This is a genomic window from Wujia chipingensis (genome assembly GCF_014337155.1).
Lineage (GTDB): Bacteria > Bacillota > Clostridia > Lachnospirales > Lachnospiraceae > Coprococcus_C > Coprococcus_C hominis.
Window position 1 is genome coordinate 2840976 of sequence record NZ_CP060632.1, and the last position, 20060, is coordinate 2861035.

At 45.2% G+C, this 20060-nt stretch carries 14 protein-coding genes; 1 reads left to right on the plus strand and 13 read right to left on the minus strand.

Translation table 11 applies throughout. The features are described from left to right. Window positions 1-29: 29 nt before the first annotated feature. The 8 genes from H9Q76_RS13300 to H9Q76_RS13335 form a co-directional block, all read right to left on the minus strand. On the minus strand, window positions 30-2729 hold the full coding sequence (locus H9Q76_RS13300) for an ABC transporter ATP-binding protein/permease (RefSeq protein WP_118374603.1): 2700 nt from the start codon (window positions 2727-2729) through the stop codon (window positions 30-32). A gap of 80 nt (window positions 2730-2809) precedes the next feature. Further along, window positions 2810-4537 carry a phospho-sugar mutase gene (locus H9Q76_RS13305; protein WP_118374607.1) on the minus strand — a complete coding sequence of 576 codons (1728 nt, stop codon included), beginning with the start codon at window positions 4535-4537 and terminating at the stop codon, window positions 2810-2812. 23 nt (window positions 4538-4560) lie between these two features. Next, window positions 4561-5934, minus strand: coding sequence for a PEGA domain-containing protein (locus H9Q76_RS13310; RefSeq protein ID WP_118374602.1), 1374 nt, complete (start codon window positions 5932-5934; stop codon window positions 4561-4563). 59 nt (window positions 5935-5993) lie between these two features. After that, a complete protein-coding gene (locus H9Q76_RS13315; RefSeq protein WP_021984514.1) occupies window positions 5994-6986 on the minus strand; it encodes a protein kinase family protein in 993 nt (330 codons plus the stop codon). 77 nt (window positions 6987-7063) lie between these two features. Beyond that, a complete protein-coding gene (locus H9Q76_RS13320; protein WP_118374601.1) occupies window positions 7064-8449 on the minus strand; it encodes a CCA tRNA nucleotidyltransferase in 1386 nt (461 codons plus the stop codon). A gap of 65 nt (window positions 8450-8514) precedes the next feature. After that, on the minus strand, window positions 8515-9951 hold the full coding sequence (gene proS, locus H9Q76_RS13325; protein WP_117780410.1) for a proline--tRNA ligase: 1437 nt from the start codon (window positions 9949-9951) through the stop codon (window positions 8515-8517). Between the two features lie 25 nt (window positions 9952-9976). Continuing rightward, window positions 9977-10687: an RluA family pseudouridine synthase gene (locus tag H9Q76_RS13330; RefSeq protein ID WP_117780411.1), complete on the minus strand. Its 711-nt coding sequence runs from the start codon at window positions 10685-10687 to the stop codon at window positions 9977-9979. Between the two features lie 118 nt (window positions 10688-10805). Then, entirely contained in the window at window positions 10806-11561 is a 756-nt protein-coding gene (locus H9Q76_RS13335; protein ID WP_117780412.1) for a helix-turn-helix domain-containing protein, read from the minus strand. Window positions 11562-11794: 233 nt separating this feature from the next. Here H9Q76_RS13335 and H9Q76_RS13340 point away from each other — a divergent pair, with 233 nt between their 5' ends. Continuing rightward, entirely contained in the window at window positions 11795-13711 is a 1917-nt protein-coding gene (locus H9Q76_RS13340) for a DUF885 domain-containing protein (protein WP_117780413.1), read from the plus strand. A gap of 62 nt (window positions 13712-13773) precedes the next feature. Here H9Q76_RS13340 and H9Q76_RS13345 read toward each other — a convergent pair whose 3' ends face one another. The 5 genes from H9Q76_RS13345 to H9Q76_RS13365 all read right to left on the minus strand — a co-directional run bounded on the left by H9Q76_RS13345 (window position 13774) and on the right by H9Q76_RS13365 (window position 20056). Beyond that, window positions 13774-14103, minus strand: coding sequence for a PadR family transcriptional regulator (locus H9Q76_RS13345; RefSeq protein ID WP_242995346.1), 330 nt, complete (start codon window positions 14101-14103; stop codon window positions 13774-13776). Between the two features lie 19 nt (window positions 14104-14122). Next, the gene (locus H9Q76_RS13350) at window positions 14123-14650 is read right to left on the minus strand and encodes a DUF6120 family protein (RefSeq protein ID WP_117780414.1); all 528 of its coding nucleotides are present in this window, start codon (window positions 14648-14650) and stop codon (window positions 14123-14125) included. A 129-nt stretch (window positions 14651-14779) separates the two neighbouring features. After that, window positions 14780-16321 carry a hypothetical protein gene (locus H9Q76_RS13355; RefSeq protein WP_117780415.1) on the minus strand — a complete coding sequence of 514 codons (1542 nt, stop codon included), beginning with the start codon at window positions 16319-16321 and terminating at the stop codon, window positions 14780-14782. Between the two features lie 216 nt (window positions 16322-16537). Then, on the minus strand, window positions 16538-18154 hold the full coding sequence (gene pckA, locus H9Q76_RS13360; protein ID WP_249321297.1) for a phosphoenolpyruvate carboxykinase (ATP): 1617 nt from the start codon (window positions 18152-18154) through the stop codon (window positions 16538-16540). 135 nt (window positions 18155-18289) lie between these two features. Continuing rightward, window positions 18290-20056 (minus strand): ATP-binding protein, encoded by a 1767-nt coding sequence (locus H9Q76_RS13365; RefSeq protein ID WP_021984503.1) that lies wholly within the window; start codon window positions 20054-20056, stop codon window positions 18290-18292. Window positions 20057-20060: the final 4 nt, after the last annotated feature.

Consider the following 20060-nt stretch of genomic DNA (forward strand, 5'->3'; position numbering starts at 1 on the left):
TCCTGTAACACGTCTTTTCGAATAACTATTTACTCACTCCGCAATGCTTCCACTGGATCCTTCTTTGATGCTACACGCGACGGAATCAGTCCACCGATCATCGTCAGCACAACGCTGATTGCAACCAAGAGCGCACCACCTGTAACCGGAAGCTTCGCAACGCCAGTCAGTCCTGCAAAATGGTGAATGACTGCATTGATTGGGATGTTCAGGAGCACGGTAACTCCAATACCGATCAAACCTGCCACGAATCCAATGATAATCGTCTCCGCGTTAAATACACGCGAGATATCCTTCTTCGATGCACCGATGCTTCGCAGCACACCAATCTCCTTCGTCCGCTCCAATACGGAAATATATGTGATGATACCAATCATGATTGAGCTTACCACGAGCGAGATTGCCACGAACGCCATCAGCACATACGAAATCGCATTGATAATCGTACTGATGGAAGACATCATCGTTCCTACCATATCTGTGTAAGAGATTTCCTTCTCCTCTTCGCCATTTGCTTTCACCATATCGTTATATTCTTCGATCACGTCGATGATCTTTTCCTTCGACTCAAAATCGATCGGATAGATGCGGATGACCTTCGGATCATTCTCATAAGCGATACCAAGTGTGACAAGGTTGTCATCATAGGTCGCATTCTCAGCGGATTTCAGATCGGACAGCGACATGCTGTTTGACACACTCTGCGTCTGTTCCGTCATCGTCTGCATAAACTGCTTCAACTGATCTGCCGGAAGGCTCGCCATATATTCATACAGCTGATCCTCTGTCATGTCTGCGATTCCCATCTCGCTCATTGCATCCTGCGCCTGCTGCTCAGCTTCCTTCTGCGCCTCCTCGTTCAGATCTGCACCAAATTCATAGCCGGTAAATACATTCTTATCTGGATCATCCAGCTGCGCCTTGCCAACTTCGCTGTCTCTCGACAGATCCATCAACTTCTCCACCAGTGCATGCGTATAACCAATCGTTGTTGTGATCGAATGTACTGTTGCATCCTCATTCGGGCGGACGATACCAACCACCTTGATATCCAGACCATTTTTGATCTTATCTTTCAGGTAATCAGCATCATCGCTCTTATCCACATAACATTTCTCTGAATCATCGTATTCGTAAAAATCGGAAGATGGAATTACCTTATAGGTGAGGCTCAGCAGGTCATCATAGGTGTACGAGGTGTTTGGATACGTCTTCGTCTCACCCTTCAATGCCGCTCGCATCATCTCCTGCATCTCGCTGACATCCCGGATGCCAAGCGAATACAACTCATAATCGCTGATCTCGTTATCCTTCGTCACGACCATCACGACTTCATCGTAATTCTCCGGCCAGCGTCCGGCTACAACATCATACTGGTTCTCGAGCAGCTCCTGATTGCTGATCATCTCGGACCAGACATTCGTCGTACTCTGCGTCCCTGTCATACCCAGGTTATCCATCTCTGACATCGAACCAAATCCGATACTGTCAAAGACGGTACTTGGATTGACCTGATAGACTTCTTTCTCTACATCACTTTTGTAAGCGTTAATCGTAATGCCATAGGTGTACATGATATCGCTGGTGTAGTCCTTCATCTTCTGACCGTCACCTTCCTCGATATAATCCTTGAAGGATACCATGTCGTTAACCTTGACTTCACCAAGCATATTCTTCATATAATTACCGACAAAGTTGTTTGAATACACCTTGTCCATATCATGCTCTTCTTCACTCTTCATCTCGGTGCCGAGCATAATTCCCATCATTGCGGACATGTCAATGGACTCATCCGTGATCTCCAGCGGGTAGGTAGAAAGAGTATCTTCCTCCACGCTCTTGATATAATTCCGGAATCCATCGGACAACGATAAGATCAGCGCGATTCCGATAATACCGATACTGCCTGCAAATGCGGTAAGCAGGGTTCGTCCCTTCTTTGTAAGCAAGTTGTTGAAGGACAGATTCAGCGCTGTAAAATACGACATCCGCTTATGCTTTAAGTCCTTCTTGCTTAATTCCTCATACGTTTCCTTCGCTGCTTCCTCATCGGAATACGGCATGCTATCATCTGTAATCTCACCATCCAACAGCTTAACAATTCGTGTACTGTACTGCTCTGCAAGCTCCGGGTTATGGGTAACCATAATAACGAGACGGTCTTTTGCAATCTCCTTCAGAAGATCCATAATCTGCACGCTTGTCTCTGTATCCAGTGCACCGGTCGGTTCATCCGCAAGCAGAATCTCCGGATCATTGATCAGTGCACGCGCGATTGCCACACGCTGCATCTGTCCACCGGACATCTGATTTGGCTTTTTATGGATCTGGCTACCGAGTCCAACCTTCTCGAGCACTTCCTTCGCCCGGCGTCTGCGCTCGCTCTTCGAGACACCCGACAAGGTCAATGCCAGCTCGACATTCTGCAGCACCGTCTGGTGCATGATCAGATTATAGCTCTGGAATACAAAACCAACGCTATGGTTCCGATAGGTATCCCAGTCCTTATCCTTGTATTTCTTTGTTGTTTTTCCCTTGATTATCAAATCGCCATCGGTGTACTGATCGAGCCCTCCCACGATATTCAAGAGTGTTGTCTTTCCACAACCGGAATGTCCAAGAATCGAAACAAATTCATTTGCCCGAAAATTAATACTGACTCCCTTTAATGCCTGTACCTTTGAATCGCCCTCTCCATAGTCCTTTACTATGTTCTTCAGTTGCAGCATGTCATCTTCCCTTCATTTTCTTTCACTATAACAAAAGCGATTTCTTCACCCTTCGGGTTCCCGAAATCGCTTTCATACTCTTACATCATGTATTCAATCATCTTGTTGACTGCTTCGCCAAATTCCTCTGACTTCTTCTGTGCATCATCGAAATCCTTACCGATAACGCCATAGTAGAATTTGATCTTTGGCTCTGTACCGGATGGACGGACGCAAAGCCAAGCGCCACCTTCGAGCTCGTAATATACAACGTTTGACTTCGGAAGTCCGGTTGGAACAACCGCCTTATTCTTCATGTTTGTCGCTGTATCGTTGTCGTAATTACGTGCCCAGAGCACTTCTAAGCCTGCAATCTCCTTTGGTGTATGAGACTTTAACTGATCCATGATACTCTTGATCTTCTCCAGACCTTCGATACCCTTTAATGTCAGTGTATGGATCGCATCTACATGATAACCATACTTCTCATAAATATCGATCATGGCATCCCACAAAGTCTTGCCCTGTGAACGGTAATATGCAGCTGCCTCACAGAGTGCCATCGTTGCTACGATCGCATCCTTATCTCTGGCATGTGTACCGATCAGACATCCGTAGCTCTCCTCAAATCCGAAGAGATATGTGCCATTATGTTTTGTCTCAAACTCCAACATCTTCTGTCCAATGAACTTGAATCCTGTCAGAACCTCTACGAGCTTCACGCCGTAGCTCTTCGCCATCTCATTTACAAGGTTTGTTGTAACGATAGACTTGATCAGTGCGCCATCCTTCGGCAGTCCCTTTGTCGCCTTGATCTGGCTGAGCTCATATTCCGCAAGCAGACTTCCCGACATATTTCCGGTCAAGCAGTGATACTCGCCATCCTTATCCTTTACATACACACCGAGACGGTCTGCATCTGGATCCGTTGCGAGAACGAGATCTGCGTCATGCTGCTTTGCAAGTGCAAGTGCAAGCTCGAATGCTTCTGCTGCCTCCGGGTTTGGATAGCTTACAGTTGGGAAATCGCCATCTGGCAATTCCTGCTCTGGAACAACATATACATTCTCAAAGCCAAGTTCACGCAGAATTCTTCTGGCTGGGATATTTCCCGTTCCATGCAATGGTGTATATACAATCTTTAATTCTTTTCCGTATTTGTCGATGCACTCCTGATGCAGTACAAGCTTCTTCAGCTCTGCCATATATGCATCATCGATTTCCTTGCCGATGACTTCATACAAACCTTCATGGATTGCTTCCTGCTTTGGCATTGTAATGGCATCCTGTACAGAGATTGCCTTTACCTCACGCATGATACCCGCATCATGTGGAGGTGTAATCTGTGCACCATCCTCCCAATATACCTTGTATCCGTTGTACTCTGGTGGGTTGTGGCTGGCTGTTACGTTAATACCTGCCACACAACCAAGGTAACGGACTGCAAAAGAAAGCTCTGGTGTTGGACGAAGAGACTCAAACACATATGCCTTGATACCGTTTGCTGCCAGACACAAGGCTGCTACATCTGCAAACTCTGGTGAACAATGTCTGGAATCATAGGCAATCGCAACACCCTTTGCCTGCTTCTTACGCTGTTTGATATAATTTGCAAGTCCCTGTGTCGCCTTCGCAACAATATAATTATTCATGCGATTCGTACCGGCGCCAATAATACCGCGCAATCCAGCTGTTCCGAATTCAAGATCCGTATAGAAACGCTCTTTGATTTCTTTCTCGTCATCCTTGATTGCTGCCAGCTCCTGTCTTGTTGCTTCATCAAAAAACGGGTTTGTCAGCCATTCTTCATAAACCTTTTTGTAATCCATGTCCATGATGTTCCTCCTACTATTTAGTCCAGCACGGATATCAGATCCGCGTAGCTATATTCATCGTCTTTGCCGTTATCTTCGGCTTGTATTGTATAACTTTTTATCAAATAACCGGCTTTGTATAGCGTGATCGTATGTGTTCCCGCTGTCTTCCTGATCGACACCGGTGCGATTCCGACATAATCGCCGTCGAAATATACGCCCACACCCTCCGGTTTTTTAATCGTAATTTTATTGCCCTGCTCCGCGGACTCCGTCGTCTGCCCACTCTGCGTCGTCGCAGTGGTCGTCTGTGATCCCTGTGTCGTTGCAGTCGTCTGCGTCGTAGTCTGCCCGGATGCAGTTGTCTGTCCCTCCTGCGTCGTTGCCTCAGTCGTATCTTCCGTTGTCTCTTCGGTCGTTTCCTGCTGCAAGGTTACGCGCAAGGTTTTCATCGTCTCTGTGATTTTAAAACTTCCACGGAAGCTGTCATAGCCATCCGCTGTAATGCTTAATTCATGATCGCCGTACAATCCGGTATACGTCCGGTTCGCGATCACCTCTCCATCAACCTTGATGACTTCATTCGCATCCTCCGGCGTCACAGCAAACGTTACCGTTCCGGATGGAATTGCAATATCTGAGATATCTACATTTAACTCGCGATCCTTTGTCACACGGATACTCTTCTCTCCGGAATATCCATTTTTACTGATACGAAGTGTATAATCGCCTTCCCCGACTGCTACCAGCATATCTGCAGTAACTGGAACAATCACATCTTTTCCAATCTCTACAAATCCGCCAACATATGTCCCCTGATTTAACAGCCGGACATACCCGTGCCCCTTCGTAATGATCACGGACACCAGATTGCCATTCCACAAGGACAGCGTCACCTCATCCTCTTTGTTTACATCCACGAGAGAAAGCGCCTGATCCCCATCAAATACCTGTGCATAATCCGATACCGGGAAACGATTTCCATTATAGACAGCGGTATGGTCATCCTGCCGGTACAGGAACTTCTTAATCTGTGTATATGTCTTCACCTTCGCATTCTTCGCGATACTGACCAGCTTCTCTGTATCCATATAATACACGATATCCACGACATTTCCACAGGCAACATTGTCAATGCCGATATCCGCGCCCTTCGTATCTGTCACGCGCACACCGCCATGATACTGCAATGTTATATCTGTACCATCCAGCACCGATACAAAATGCATCTGATTATTTTCCATGTCCATGCTCGTTATGATTGCCGTCATGGAAGCCTCTTCATGATCTGCCGTGACTTCCTCCGTGTTCTCATAGACCTTGACATCATTCTTCTTTTTTTGCCCACAGCCCACGAACACGAACGCAAGCATCAACACAACGATTCCATATTGTATCTTCCGCTTATCCATAAAACCACCTTAACCTCTGTATTATACAAGATTATTTTGCAAATGTGAAGATTATATATTCATTTTTTCGAGATATTATAGGAAGATAATTTTTCAAGCAACGTCTGCTTCTTCTCTTCCTCTTCCATGATCCGGTTCAACTTCTCGACCATTTTCGGAGAAATGCGTGTCTTCGAACCATTCATATATTGATTTGAGAGCTTATAGAATTTTTCAGGATACCGGTAGAGTCCACAAATATACGCAACGTCCATCTGTTGCAATGGGATTCCCTGCTGGTACCGTTCTAAGATCGCAGTGAGCAGTGCAAACGCATATCCATTTTTTTCCACGGTTTTCCGAATGAAATAATACAGATCCTGCAACTGGTTCCCGATATGATATTTTTCAAAATTAATCGTTGCGATATAGCGCGCATCGGCTGTCCCACATACAAGGACACTATGATGATTGTAAGTGCCATGACAATATCCCATATGTTCAGATTCGCCCGCCGTCCCCGCCTCTGCCTGTTCACAGTTCAGCCCCTGCTCATAAAAGTACGGAAATGCCTGCATAAACAAAGATTCAAATTCCCGTTTCGGACTCTGTTTCGCAATATAATTATGTACTCGCTTCATTTCCCGATTCCGACGCTTGACATCATTCTTCTCCCGGATCTGCATATCGCGATCAACTTCCTGCCAGACCGTACGTCCAGCCCGATGCAGGGCAACCAGATTATCAACCGCAAGCATGATTTCATTTTTGTTGCTGACACCCATCTCACGACCGTCAAAAAACATCCGCATCACAAACGGATTCCCATAACGATCGTATGTAATCAGTTCATCCTCCACATTTTTCACAAGCCGGTCAATATGTGGAAAGCCTGCCAGATACATATGCTCTTTAAAATCATACTCTGCCTGCAGCCGTTTTTCTCCGGCTGTCGTTGCCCGGATCTGGCGCACCCCCTTGTCCGTCTGCAGCAGCATCGCTCCCCGTCCCCGTCCTATGTGATCCAATCTCACATCGTACATCTCGAATACTTCCGACATTTTTTCAGCCACAAAAAATCCCCTCCCAACATCAGTCTTGTTAATTGTATGCCGGGAAGGGCGGATTCATTCCGATTGATCGTCCGCATCTATAGATACGATTCCTTTACAATCGCCAATAATTGTTCTCTTGTATTCAATTCCGGTTCTTCAAGTACCCGGTCCAGCAGTGCCTTCAAAATGCGTCCCATATCCGGCCCCGGTTTTACACCGATCGCGATGAGATCTTTTCCACTGATTTCAAGTTCCGACAGTTTCAAACATTGCTTCTGTTCTATGATCTCTGCATACATCGCTTCCATATGCGCGATCACCTGTCTGCGCTGTTCGAGATGATACGCACTCTGACCTGCCATATCGCCCTTTCGGATCTCCAGAAAATCTGCGAAATGCTCCGCGCCAAGCTGTGCCACAAACCGGCGGAAGCTCTTCATCCCCGGTCCGTCCCCGGAGAGTCCATAATCGTGATTTCTCACCAGTCTGCAAACCTGATCGATCGTATCGTTATCAAGCTTTAACCGACGCAGAATCGTGCGCGCCATCTTCGCAGAGAGTTCCTGATGTCCATAGAAATGATCGACTCCTGTTTCGTCTGTCGTCTTACATTCTGGTTTTCCAACATCATGGAGCAACGCCGCATAACGCAGGACAGGTGTTGCTGATACTGCCCGCATCACCTGCAGCGTATGACGACCGACATCATACAGATGATACGGGTTATTCTGTGGCGTCTGCATCATCCGGTCGAACTCCGGCAGAAATATATTGGTGAGTCCCAGCTCGTACGCTTCCTCCAGCCGTTCCGGATGCTTCGAAACGATCATCTTCGTAAGCTCAGTACAGATCCGTTCTGCACTGATATCCTTCAGGAACTTTGCCTGATCGCGCATCGCTTCCCGCGTCTGATTCTCAATTACAAAATCAAGCTGTGCCGCAAACCGGACTGCACGCAGGATACGAAGTGCATCCTCGTCAAACCGTTCTGATGCCTCACCCACGCAGCGGATGATTCCTTTCTCCAGGTCCTCCTGTCCACTGAAAATGTCGATCACACCCTGCTCCGGGTTATATGCCATTGCATTGATCGTAAAATCCCGTCGTTTCAGATCCTCTTCCAGGCTCGCTGTGAAGCACACGGATTCCGGACGACGGTGGTCGGTATAAACACCATCCACCCGGTATGTCGTCACCTCAAATGCATAATCGGTATGACTGGCAAGCGATCCACTTCCATCGTCCAAAATCTCGCGATCCACTAAGACCGTCACCGTTCCATGCTGGATTCCCGTATCGATCGTGCGGTGGAAAATTGCCTTGACCTCCTCCGGTTTCGCCGAGGTCGTGATATCCCAGTCATTCGGCTGCTTGCCGAGCAGGCTGTCCCGCACGCAACCGCCAACAATATATGCCTCATACCCATGCTTATTTAATTGTTGTAAAATATATGCCGCCCCTGTCGGAATTTCTATTTTCATGTATTTCACCCAAATAAACAACTACCCCGCTGATGTCAGCAGGGTAAATGTTCTGATTTCTATTTTTAGTATGCCTTTCCAAAATAAACCATGTGTTTCGCAGGCTTGCCACAATGTACACATACATCACCAAGCTTCTCCTGTGCAAACGGGATACATCTCGTTGTTGCACCTGTCTCGTCCTTGATGGCTGTCTCGCAGGCTTCCTCGCCACACCACATAGCCTTGATGAATCCCTGCTTCTTCTCCAGAATATCTGTGAACTCATCCCAGTTTGTAGCGACATGTGTATTCGCATCACGATGTGCCTTTGCCTTTGCATACATATCATCATGCATCTGTGCAAGCAATGCCTCACAGGTCTCTGACAGCTTGTCGAATGGTACGATGGTCTTCTCTCTTGTATCACGGCGGACAACAACTGCCTGTCCTGCCTCGATATCCTTCGGTCCAACCTCAACACGAAGTGGGATACCCTTTACTTCCTGCTCGGCGAACTTGAATCCAGGACTCTTATCGGAATCATCAACTTTCACACGGAAGTTGGATGCGAGCACGCTGCGAAGCTCTTCTGCCTTCTCGAGTACGCCCTCTTTTTTCTGCATGATCGGAACGATCATGATCTGTGTCGGAGCAACCTTCGGAGGAAGTACCAGTCCGCTGTCATCACCATGCACCATGATGATAGCGCCGATCATTCTCGTTGTCATACCCCAAGATGTCTGATGTACATACTGAAGCTTATTATCCTTATCTGTATACTGAACGCCAAATGCTCTTGCAAATCCATCCCCAAAGTTGTGGCTCGTTCCGGACTGCAGTGCCTTACCATCGTGCATCAGCGACTCGATCGTATAAGTTGCCTCAGCACCTGCGAATTTCTCTTTGTCTGTCTTACGTCCCTTGATAACCGGAATTGCAAGCACGTCCTCGCAGAAATCCGCATACACATTCAGCATCTGGATCGTTCTTGCCTCTGCCTCTTCTGCTGTTGCATGTGCGGTATGGCCTTCCTGCCACAGGAACTCTCTCGAGCGAAGGAATGGTCTTGTCTCCTTCTCCCAACGCACAACGGAGCACCACTGGTTATATACCTTTGGAAGATCACGGTAGCTCTCGATCTCCTTAGAATAAAAATCACAGAATAATGTCTCGGATGTTGGTCTGACGCACAGGCGCTCCTGCAGTTCATTCAATCCGCCATGTGTTACCCATGCAACCTCCGGTGCGAATCCTTCGACATGATCCTTCTCCTTCTCAAGCAGGCTCTCCGGAATAAACATTGGAAGGTATACATTCTCTACGCCGGTTGCCTTGAAACGCTCATCGAGATTCTTCTGGATCAGTTCCCAGATCGCGTAGCCTGCCGGTTTGAAAACCATACATCCCTTTACGCTTGTGTAATCACACAGCTCTGCTTTACGGACAACGTCCGTATACCACTGTGCAAAATCCTCATCCATCGCTGTAATATGCTCTACTAATTTCTTGTCCTTTGCCATTTCTCTTTTCCTTTCTATTTCCACTTTATTCAAACTCATCTAAATCAAGCACCTCGAAGGCCTCGCCCTCCGGTTCCTTCTTGATCACGATTTCTTCCCCGGTGATGGGATGTGTAAATTCCATCCGTGAGGAGAATAAACCGATCTGTTTATATTTACGTTTTGTCTTCGCGAATTTCGGGTTATATTTCGTATCACCCCAGATACCACAGCCCCGGCTCGCAAACTGTGCCCGGATCTGATGATGTCTGCCTGTGACAAGCTCAATCAACACATAACTGAGCGTTCCATCGTCCGTATCCATGACATCAAGCACCTCATAATATAGCTCTGCGCGCTTGGCACCCTTTTCGCCTTTTTTCACGACTTTCGTTGTGTTCGTTTTTCCATCCCGCAGAAGATAGTCTACCATCTCGCCTTCAAAATCCGGAAGCTCTCCGGTTATGACCGCCTGATAATATTTCGCGATCTCACCATCCTGCTGCATGTCCGAAAGCTTCGCTGCTACCTCTGGAGTTTTTGCAAATACCATCACACCCCCTACGGGACGATCCAGCCGGTGAATCGCAGCTACATACGGCTCTTCCGCCTGCTCCGATTCCTCTTGGTCATACAGGTAATGCTTGATTTTCGTAATCATATCTTCATCGTTGCCCTTGTCGCCCTGTGACAACACACCATACGGCTTCACGCAGGCAAGCAGATATGCATCCTCGTATAAAATCTCTAACTTCATAATTCCTGTCCATTTCCGATATAATTCCTATATCTTAGCTATATTTACACATAACTAAAAGGAATTATACAAGAGTTGCCATCTTTTTGCAACCAGCGGACACAGAAAGTTTTTGATCTTACCGGTGTTTTTTGAAGATTCCCTTTTTCGTTTTCGTTGCTGCTACCTCTGCATTTGCCTGCTGGATTTCCCGCAGCACCGTGTCCAGTCTCCGGTACCGTGCTTCCTCGCGTTCCTCTTTCTCCCGCATAACTGCATCAAACTGCCGCATCACATCCGCGGTCACTTCCTCCTTAATGGATGTCGTGATAATATCCTTGTTCTCGCGCAGGGCAGTTGCGATCACACGGTTCATCACGCTTTGCAGTTGTGCCTGCTTGAAGTCGACAACCTTATCCTCATCCCCCACCATCTTCTGCATGCGTTCTAACATCGAATCCTTATCCTCATCCATCCGGGTATGTACGGGGCGAAGCTCCACCGACGATGTGCGCTTGATGTTCGCTTCCGGTTTGCATGGTTTATCCTCGTTGTCTGTTTCTTCCTGTGCTGTTTTTGCGCAATCGATGGTCTGCGCATTCCCCTCATTTTTTTCTTCTGTCGAATCCAAAGCATCCTCTTCAGATTTTGCACGTTTTGCACGAATGATCGCATTTCGGATATCCTTGAGCATCAGTCCCTCTTCCTTCATCGCTTTCACGCTCTCAAACAACCGGATATCGCGATCATCATAATACCGATGTCCCTGCGCATTCCGCTTAATGTCGAGTTTTAATTCATCCTCCCAATATCGAAGTACATGTGCTTCCACATGCAGTTTTTTTGCAGCTTCCTTGATTGTCATAATTCCCATCTCTCCTTTAATTGTAAACATTTTTCCCCGTTCTTACCTTAACATAAATATACTTACATGAAACCTGCTTTCGTATACTTTATGTAGCCATTTTTCCTGTCCGTTCGACAGATGTATTTCTGTGCATTTTATGTGAAATATGCATCGGATGATTGCAGATTTTGATTATTTCGAGTATGATTATTTTGTATGTCTATCCAATTAAAGCAGATACTATACTATAAGATACAGGAAAACGGAGGTTATAGATTTATATGTGGAAAAAATTTTACAAGAAGGCGACTGCGCTCGCACTTGTCTGTGCGATGTCCGTCATGCTGACCGCATGTGGTGACAGCAACAGCAGCTGGAAGGCAGCATCTTCGTCCTTAGAGAATTCTGTGGAGGACGCGATTGCCGCAGGAAATACAGAGCCGGAAGCATCTCCGATCGATGCCTCCTCCCTGGAAGATTGTGCCTATGCATTGCCTGATCCAACTGGAGAAGAAGCAAAAGCCGAGCAGGAACGGTTTCATACTTACCTGATGGATAACTTTAAGGAGAGCGTCACAAGCGATACCGTCACGCTTCACTATACCGTTGCCAATCCAGCCCACTACGATCTGGATGTTCCAACTGCAACCTTTGGCGATGCGGAAATCTCCGAGGACGCCATTGCAAGTGACAAAAAAGAAACCGAAGATGAAATCACAGAACTGCAAAGCTTTGACTACGATCTCCTGACCGGATCGCAGAAATACACCTATGATGTTATCAAGGATTATCTGGATCTGAATCTGGAATCCTATGATTACACATATCTGTACGAACCATTTGCCTACACAAGCGGCTTGCAGACAAACATGCCGATCAACATGTCGGAATACAAATTCTACAACGAAGGGGACGTTCAGGACTATCTGGCATTGCTTGGACAGTTATCCGATTATTATGGAAAATATCTGGACTTTGAACAGACAAAGATTGACAAAGGGCTTTTCATGAACGAGCATTCCGCCAGCGAGGTTGTTCGCCAGTGTGAAGAATTCATTGCAACTCCGGAAGAGAATCTTCTGATTGCAACCTTTGAAGATAAGGTTCGCGGTGTCGAGGGCTTGAGTGAAGAACAGATTCAGGACTACATTACCCAGAATCACGATACGGTTATCAATTCCGTCATCCCTTGCTACAAGAATGTAATTAACTTCTTTAATGCACACAAGGATGATGGACAAAACGATCTGGGCCTTGCCGGGTTTGAACACGGAAAAGAATATTACGCATATCTGTTAAAGGATAAGGTTGGCACTGACAAAACGCCGGAGGAAGTCATCGACTGGCTGGACAACGCCATCGATGATGTCATGTATGAATACCAGACAACCGCGCTTGCCAACTATTCCGCTTACGAGCAGTACTTTAACGATTCCAGTGACGGCTTATATGCGGATAACGATCCGCTGGAGACGATCAACTACTTTAAGGATGCTTTTGCCGACCGCTTCCCTGCCATGCCTGACGTGCATTACACCGTTGAAAATGTCCATGAATCCCTAGAAGATATCGTCAGTCCGGCATTCTATGTGACAACACCAATTGATGCCTACGACGAAAACTCCATCTACCTGAATATGGGCAGTGACGGCGCCGGTGATCTGTGGTCCACCCTTGCGCACGAAGGAATCCCCGGACATATGTATCAGTTCACCTACTACTTGAGCACGAACCCGGAACCAATCCGCGCGTTGCTTAACTTTAACGGCTACACCGAGGGCTGGGCTACCTATGTTGAGATGATGAGCTACGATATGTACAAAGATTATCCGGATGACAGTTATGCAGATTTCGAACGGATCAACTCTGAGTTGAACCTGCTTGTCAGTGCCCGTGTCGAAATCGGTGTCAACTATGAGGGCTGGGATCTGGAAGCAACACAGAAGTACCTCTCCGACAATGGTTTCAATTCTGATGGAGCCGAAAGCATCATGGATTACGTTATCGCCGAACCAGTCAACTACCAGATGTATGTCATGGGCTGGCAGTCCTTCCAGGAGCTTCGTGACTATGCAGAATCCGCCCTTGACAACAAGTTCGACGAGCAGGCTTTCCACAAGGTTGTGCTTGATGCAGGTCCATCCCAGTTCTATCTGATTGAGAAGCTTGTCAAACAGTATGTAAAGGATAATTTATAATTTCATATATAGTAAAAAGCAGCTCTTTAATTTAAAGAGTTGCTTTTTTGTTTCAACTTACTCTATTTCAGGCTCAAGATTTCATTCATAACCTGTGAGAACTCCCGGTACTCGGAAACCAACGCTTGCAGTCGTTCCCTTCCCGCATCCTCCAGATGATAATACACCTTTACCATCCGCTCACCGGTCTGCTTCTTATAATCACTAATGTACTGCTGATCAATCAGCTTATATAACGTCGGATACAGAGTACCCACCGACAACGAAATCTTATCTTTCGAAGCACGCTTTATACTTTTTACAATTTCATAACCGTAACAATCCTTCTCCGAAAGGAATTTCAACACGAGCAATTCCACATAGCCGCGGTAAAACATATTTTTATTTTCCATATATTCGTCCTAAACAGCACTATTCTGTTTCCCCAGATGGCGGAACTTCTTTAATAACATACGATTTGAATCCATCGGTATTACCACCTGTAGGTCTGATTGCTGTAATCACCGCATCTCCATATTCATTATATAGAGAGCCGCCATATCTATCCAAATACGCTCTGATTGGATCATAGATTTCTACTGATTGAGAAGCTACATCTTCGGTTGTAACTTCTGCATTTTTTGACTTTGCACCCAATCCAGCAAATGCATACACGCCAAACAGCAAAAAGCAGGAACAAGCAGTTGCAATTACATACTTTGCTGCTAATTTTCGTACATTCCGTATATCTGATATCTCAATTTCCTTCTGGTAATTCAGAATCACTTCCTGTGGTTTTCCAAACTCCTCTACCAGCATTTCATAGGTGCATCGTTCATGTTCCCGAACAAAATTCTCTATATCATCCGCTACCGATACCAGAAACTTCTTCCTGCACGCTCTTCCATACGGAAAATAGTCCTTCAATAATTTCATATATTTCCGCTTTGCCCTGTTCATAGGAATACCCCCTTTCGAATTTATTTGACTATATCATATATATTATCGTTTGTCAAATGTTTCGTTTTCCGATATATTTAATTGAAATAATAGGAGGAATTCTAAACCATTCCTCCTATTATCAATTATTTATTTGATTTTCAAGTATATAATCTTATCATTCGCTAAATAATTTCTCTCAATAATGGAAAGATCTTTTACCGCTGGATCTGTTATAGACACGCTTTTGCCTGTATTTTCATCATAGATTTTTTGTGGAAATCCAATTACCATAGTGCACTTGGTATCTCCAAATTGTTTAACACTTGCATATTGATTCGGTTCTCCACCACAATATAAAATATTCGTATACTTCTTTCCGTTTAATGTGCACGACACTCCGAAATCCTCATGCACGCCAAAATGTTCCTCTCCAAAGAAAACTTTTGATCCTTCGCTAGCAGCAACTTCTAATGTATATGTACACTTTTTATAATCAACGCCTGCGAATTTAATTGTAATCGTTCCTCCATAAAACCATTTTAATGTCACTGCTTCGCCAACCTTTAATGGGTTAAAATAAGAGACTTCGGATTTATCAACATATGGCTGCGTGTATGAAAGGAATGAACTATCTTCTGCAACCTTTACCCCTTTATATGTACCTTCATACATCATTTTATACAAACTACTATTGTAATTCCCCGAACCATATTCAAGAGCACCTTTTTTCAATACAACAATTTGAATTGCTTCCAGTCTCTTTGCAAACCCTGCCGTTCCTGCGCTTTCACCATTCTTTGCCCAGCCAAGCCAGCCATAAGACTGTGCGTGTACTCGATAATACACATCATAATACTGTGATAATTCACCAGTCAATTTTATCTCAATTGCTTCCAGACGCTTTGCTTCGCCCTGTGTTCCAGACATCTCTCCATTACTTACCCAATCACGCCAGCCATAACTCTGTACATGGGTACGATATGTTACCCCGCCACTATATTGATTGTCATTTACTGTAATAGAAATACCTTCCAGTCTTTTTGCTTGTCCAACAGTTCCGCTAACCGTACCATCTGTTGCCCAATTTTTCTCCCAGCCATACGTTTGTCTATGTACTCTATACGCGATAGACGGCTCTTCAGAAATCGATTTCTTCGGCACTATCTGTACGCAGATTTCTTCGAGTCTTTTTGCCTCCCCTGTTGTACCTGCAAGTGCTCCATTATATACCCAGCCCTGATTATCTCCATATGTCTGGATATGTGCACGATAACGAACGTCATAATATTTTGCAAGTTCTCCTGTCAGTCGCATTTCGATTGCTTCCAACCGTTTGCCTTCCCCATGTGTACCTGCAGCCTGTCCAGCATTTAACCACGCTGTCCACCCATAAGTCTGCCGATGAACACGATACTGCAATGTACCTGCATATCCCGTATTGTTCTTGAGATTCACAGTCACACTTTCCACTCGTTTTGCCATCCCTCGTGTTCCTAACACAAGTGTCTGAATTCCTCCCTGACTAACAAGCTTTCCATTCTGATCTGCGAACGTCTGTACATGCGCCTTTCCAGATAAGCTAATACTTTCTGCCGCTTTTGTGTTTCCCATATCTGGAACAAACAATACACTCAGACACAATACAAGCATAGACAACATCGCTACAATTTTTCTTGATACTCTTTTCATATCGCACCTCCCTGATTTTTTATCATCAAATATTTTAATGATTACCCATTATATCATCTATTTTCACGGAAAAATGTATTGATGCAAAATCAGTTCATATATTGACATAATTGGTATTTTGAACGCTGAATGGGGGGATTATAAAGCCATAATTTATATAAAAAAAATAACCCGCGTCAGCCGACGCGAGTTACCCTTATTTATTCGCTTATTAAATTACTCAGCCTTAGGACCAGCAGCAACCAATGCCTTACCAGCATCGTTTGTTGTGTACTTCTGGAAGTTCTTCTGGAATCTCTCAGCAAGATCCTTAGCCTTTGTCTCCCACTCAGTAGGATCAGCATATGTGTCTCTTGGATCAAGGATTGCTGGATCTACACCAGGAAGCTCTGTTGGAACCTCAAAGTTGAACATAGGAATCTTCTTTGTAGGAGCTGTCTTGATATCACCTGAAAGGATTGCATCGATGATTCCACGAGTATCCTTGATTGTGATACGCTTGCCTGTTCCGTTCCATCCTGTATTTACGAGATAAGCCTTAGCTCCGCTCTTCTCCATCTTCTTAACAAGCTCTTCTGCATACTTTGTAGGATGCAACTCAAGGAATGCCTGTCCGAAGCAAGCTGAGAATGTAGGTGTAGGCTCTGTGATACCACGCTCTGTACCAGCAAGTTTCGCAGTAAATCCTGAAAGGAAGTAGTACTTTGTCTGCTCTGGTGTCAGAATAGATACTGGAGGAAGTACTCCAAATGCATCTGCTGAAAGGAAGATTACGTTCTCTGCAGCAGGACCTGCGGAAACGCCATTTACCTTAGATGCAATCTTCTCAATATGATTAATTGGATAAGAAACACGAGTATTCTCTGTTACGCTCTTATCGTCGAAATCAATCTTACCTGCTGCATCAACTGTCACGTTCTCAAGAAGAGCGTCACGTCTGATTGCGTTGTAGATATCTGGCTCAGACTCCTTATCAAGTCCGATAACCTTTGCATAACATCCACCCTCGAAGTTGAAGACACCGTTGTCATCCCAACCGTGCTCATCATCACCGATCAAAAGTCTCTTAGGATCTGTAGAAAGTGTTGTCTTACCTGTACCTGAAAGGCCGAAGAATACAGCTGTATGCTTACCTTCCATATCGCAGTTAGCAGAACAGTGCATTGAAGCGATACCCTTAAGTGGGAGGTAGTAGTTCATCATAGAGAACATACCCTTCTTCATCTCTCCGCCGTACCATGTATTGATGATAACCTGCTCCTTAGATGTGATGTTGAATGCTACACATGTCTCAGAGTTAAGACCAAGTTCTGCATAATTCTCAACCTTAGCCTTAGATGCGTTGTAAACAACGAAATCCGGCTCGAAATCCTTCAGCTCTTCCTCTGAAGGCTTGATGAACATGTTTGTTACAAAGTGAGCCTGCCAAGCAACCTCAACGATGAAACGAACTGCCATACGTGTATCCTTGTTTGCACCACAGAATGCATCTACAACATAAAGCTTCTTGTTGCAAAGCTCCTTCTTAGCAAGATCCTTAACAACTGCCCATGTCTCTTCTGTCATAGGATGGTTGTCGTTCTTGTAAGCATCTGTTGTCCACCATACTGTGTCCTTAGAATTCTCATCCATAACGATGTACTTATCTTTAGGAGAACGTCCTGTAAATACACCTGTCATAACGTTAACTGTATCTAATTCTGTGTTCTGTCCAACCTCATAACCCTCGTTTGAAGCCTTTGTCTCTTCCTCAAACAAAACTTCATATGAAGGATTGTGAACGATTTCTGTTGTTCCGGTAATTCCATACTTAGTTAAATCAATGTTTGCCATCTTAAAATTTCCTTCCTTTGCTTTTTATTAATTCAGGGCAGTTATCCACCCAAAACCACCGAAATTGTATCACTAAAAAGATATCCAGTCAACCAACATATATGAAAAATCGTTTAATTTTTCGTGAATTAAATGTTAATCCTCTTTTTTATCAATATATCGGTTGAGTGTCTCAACTACCGTGTTCAGATTATATGGTTTCGCAATATAATCATCGAGCTTGTTCTCTAAGATTCGTTCCTTATCACCAAACATGGCTCTCGCTGTAACTGCAATGATCGGAAGGCGCTTCTTATGCTCCTTCTGCTCAATCTCACGAATCTGCTGTGTTGCTGCGATACCATCCATAACCGGCATCTGTACATCGAACAGCGCTGCATCGTATTCCTTCTGCTTGAACAGCTCAATTGCTTTCTCACCATTCTCTGCAATATCATAAGAGAATCCTGCCATACCGAGCAGCTTACCGATAACCTGCTGGTTGACCGGCTCATCCTCTGCAACAAGGATACGCGCCTTGCTGTGTGCATTGATCGAGAATACTGCGGCATCTTCTTTTTCTTCCATGTTCTTGGCTGCTTCCACCTCGGCTGCCTTTACAACCTTCAGAGGAATCTCTGCAATGAACGTCGAACCGATGCCTTCCTTACTCTGCACACTGATGTTACCACCCATCAGCTCTGCAATCTGCTTGGAGATAACCAGACCAAGTCCGGAACCGCCATACTTTCTTGTATCGGAACCATCGACCTGTGAGAACCGGATAAACAGCTTATCCATGTTCTTCTCCGAGATACCGATACCAGTATCAGCAACCGCGATACGCAGGTTGATATTCTCTTTTTCTGCATCAATTGCGGCAATCTTTACTCTTACACTTCCCTCAGATGTGAATTTTAATGCATTGGAAAGCAAACAATTCAAAATCTGCTGGATTCTCTGTCCATCGCCCTTTACAAGCTTTGGAATATTGTTACCAAATGTGCAGTCAAGGGCAAGTCCCTTGTTTGTCGCTGTCGGTACCTGTGCAGCTACCGTCTCCTCAATGGCTGCACGCACATCGAAGATTTCTTCCTTCAGGTTATATTTACCAGCTTCCAGCTTACTGATATCAAGAATATCGTTGATCAGGCGAAGCAGGTTATCTGCACAGCCCTTTGCAGTGAGCAGGTTATCGCGGTAATCTGCCTGCAGATCATCTGCCATCAGCGTAAGCTGCAGCATACCAAGGATTCCGTTGATCGGAGTACGAATCTCGTGGCTCATGTTCGCGAGGAACTCTGCCTGTGTCTTATATGCTGCATTCGCATCTTCGATTGCTGCAGACAGCTTGTTCTCCGTCTCCTTCTGGTCTGTAATATCAATAACAACCATGTTGATATAGTCAGCCTCAGACTTGTACATAACTGTGTTAAATACCTTGCCAAGCTTCTCCATCGTGATCTCCACGTCCATGAAGTCGCCCTCTTTGGTTCCAGAGGTATTATACGCAGTAAACCATGCGTTAATATCCTGTAACACTTCGATCTTACTCTCACCAAGAATCTTGTCCTGATAATCAGATGCATCCAGATTGAAGTAACTTCCGAACCGCTCATTTGCTTCCTGAATGCAGTACCCAATGCTGTTTCCAAGTGAATCTGTGATGATCTTTGCCTGTGCAAATCCGATCGGAAGATTCATGAACAGCTTCTTGTATTTGTCACCCTTTGTGTGGCCTGCCACAACGCCGCCACCAAGCGCAAATACAATCACTCCCGTGACAGCCGCAGCCAGCACGCCAACGATGATTCCCGCCGGAACCGCCTTAAAGATCGCACCAAATATAATTCCGAGCACGATATCCAGCGCCGCTGCAATGATGATTAGTTTCTGCCACCCTAATTTTGCTAGTTTTTCCATGTGC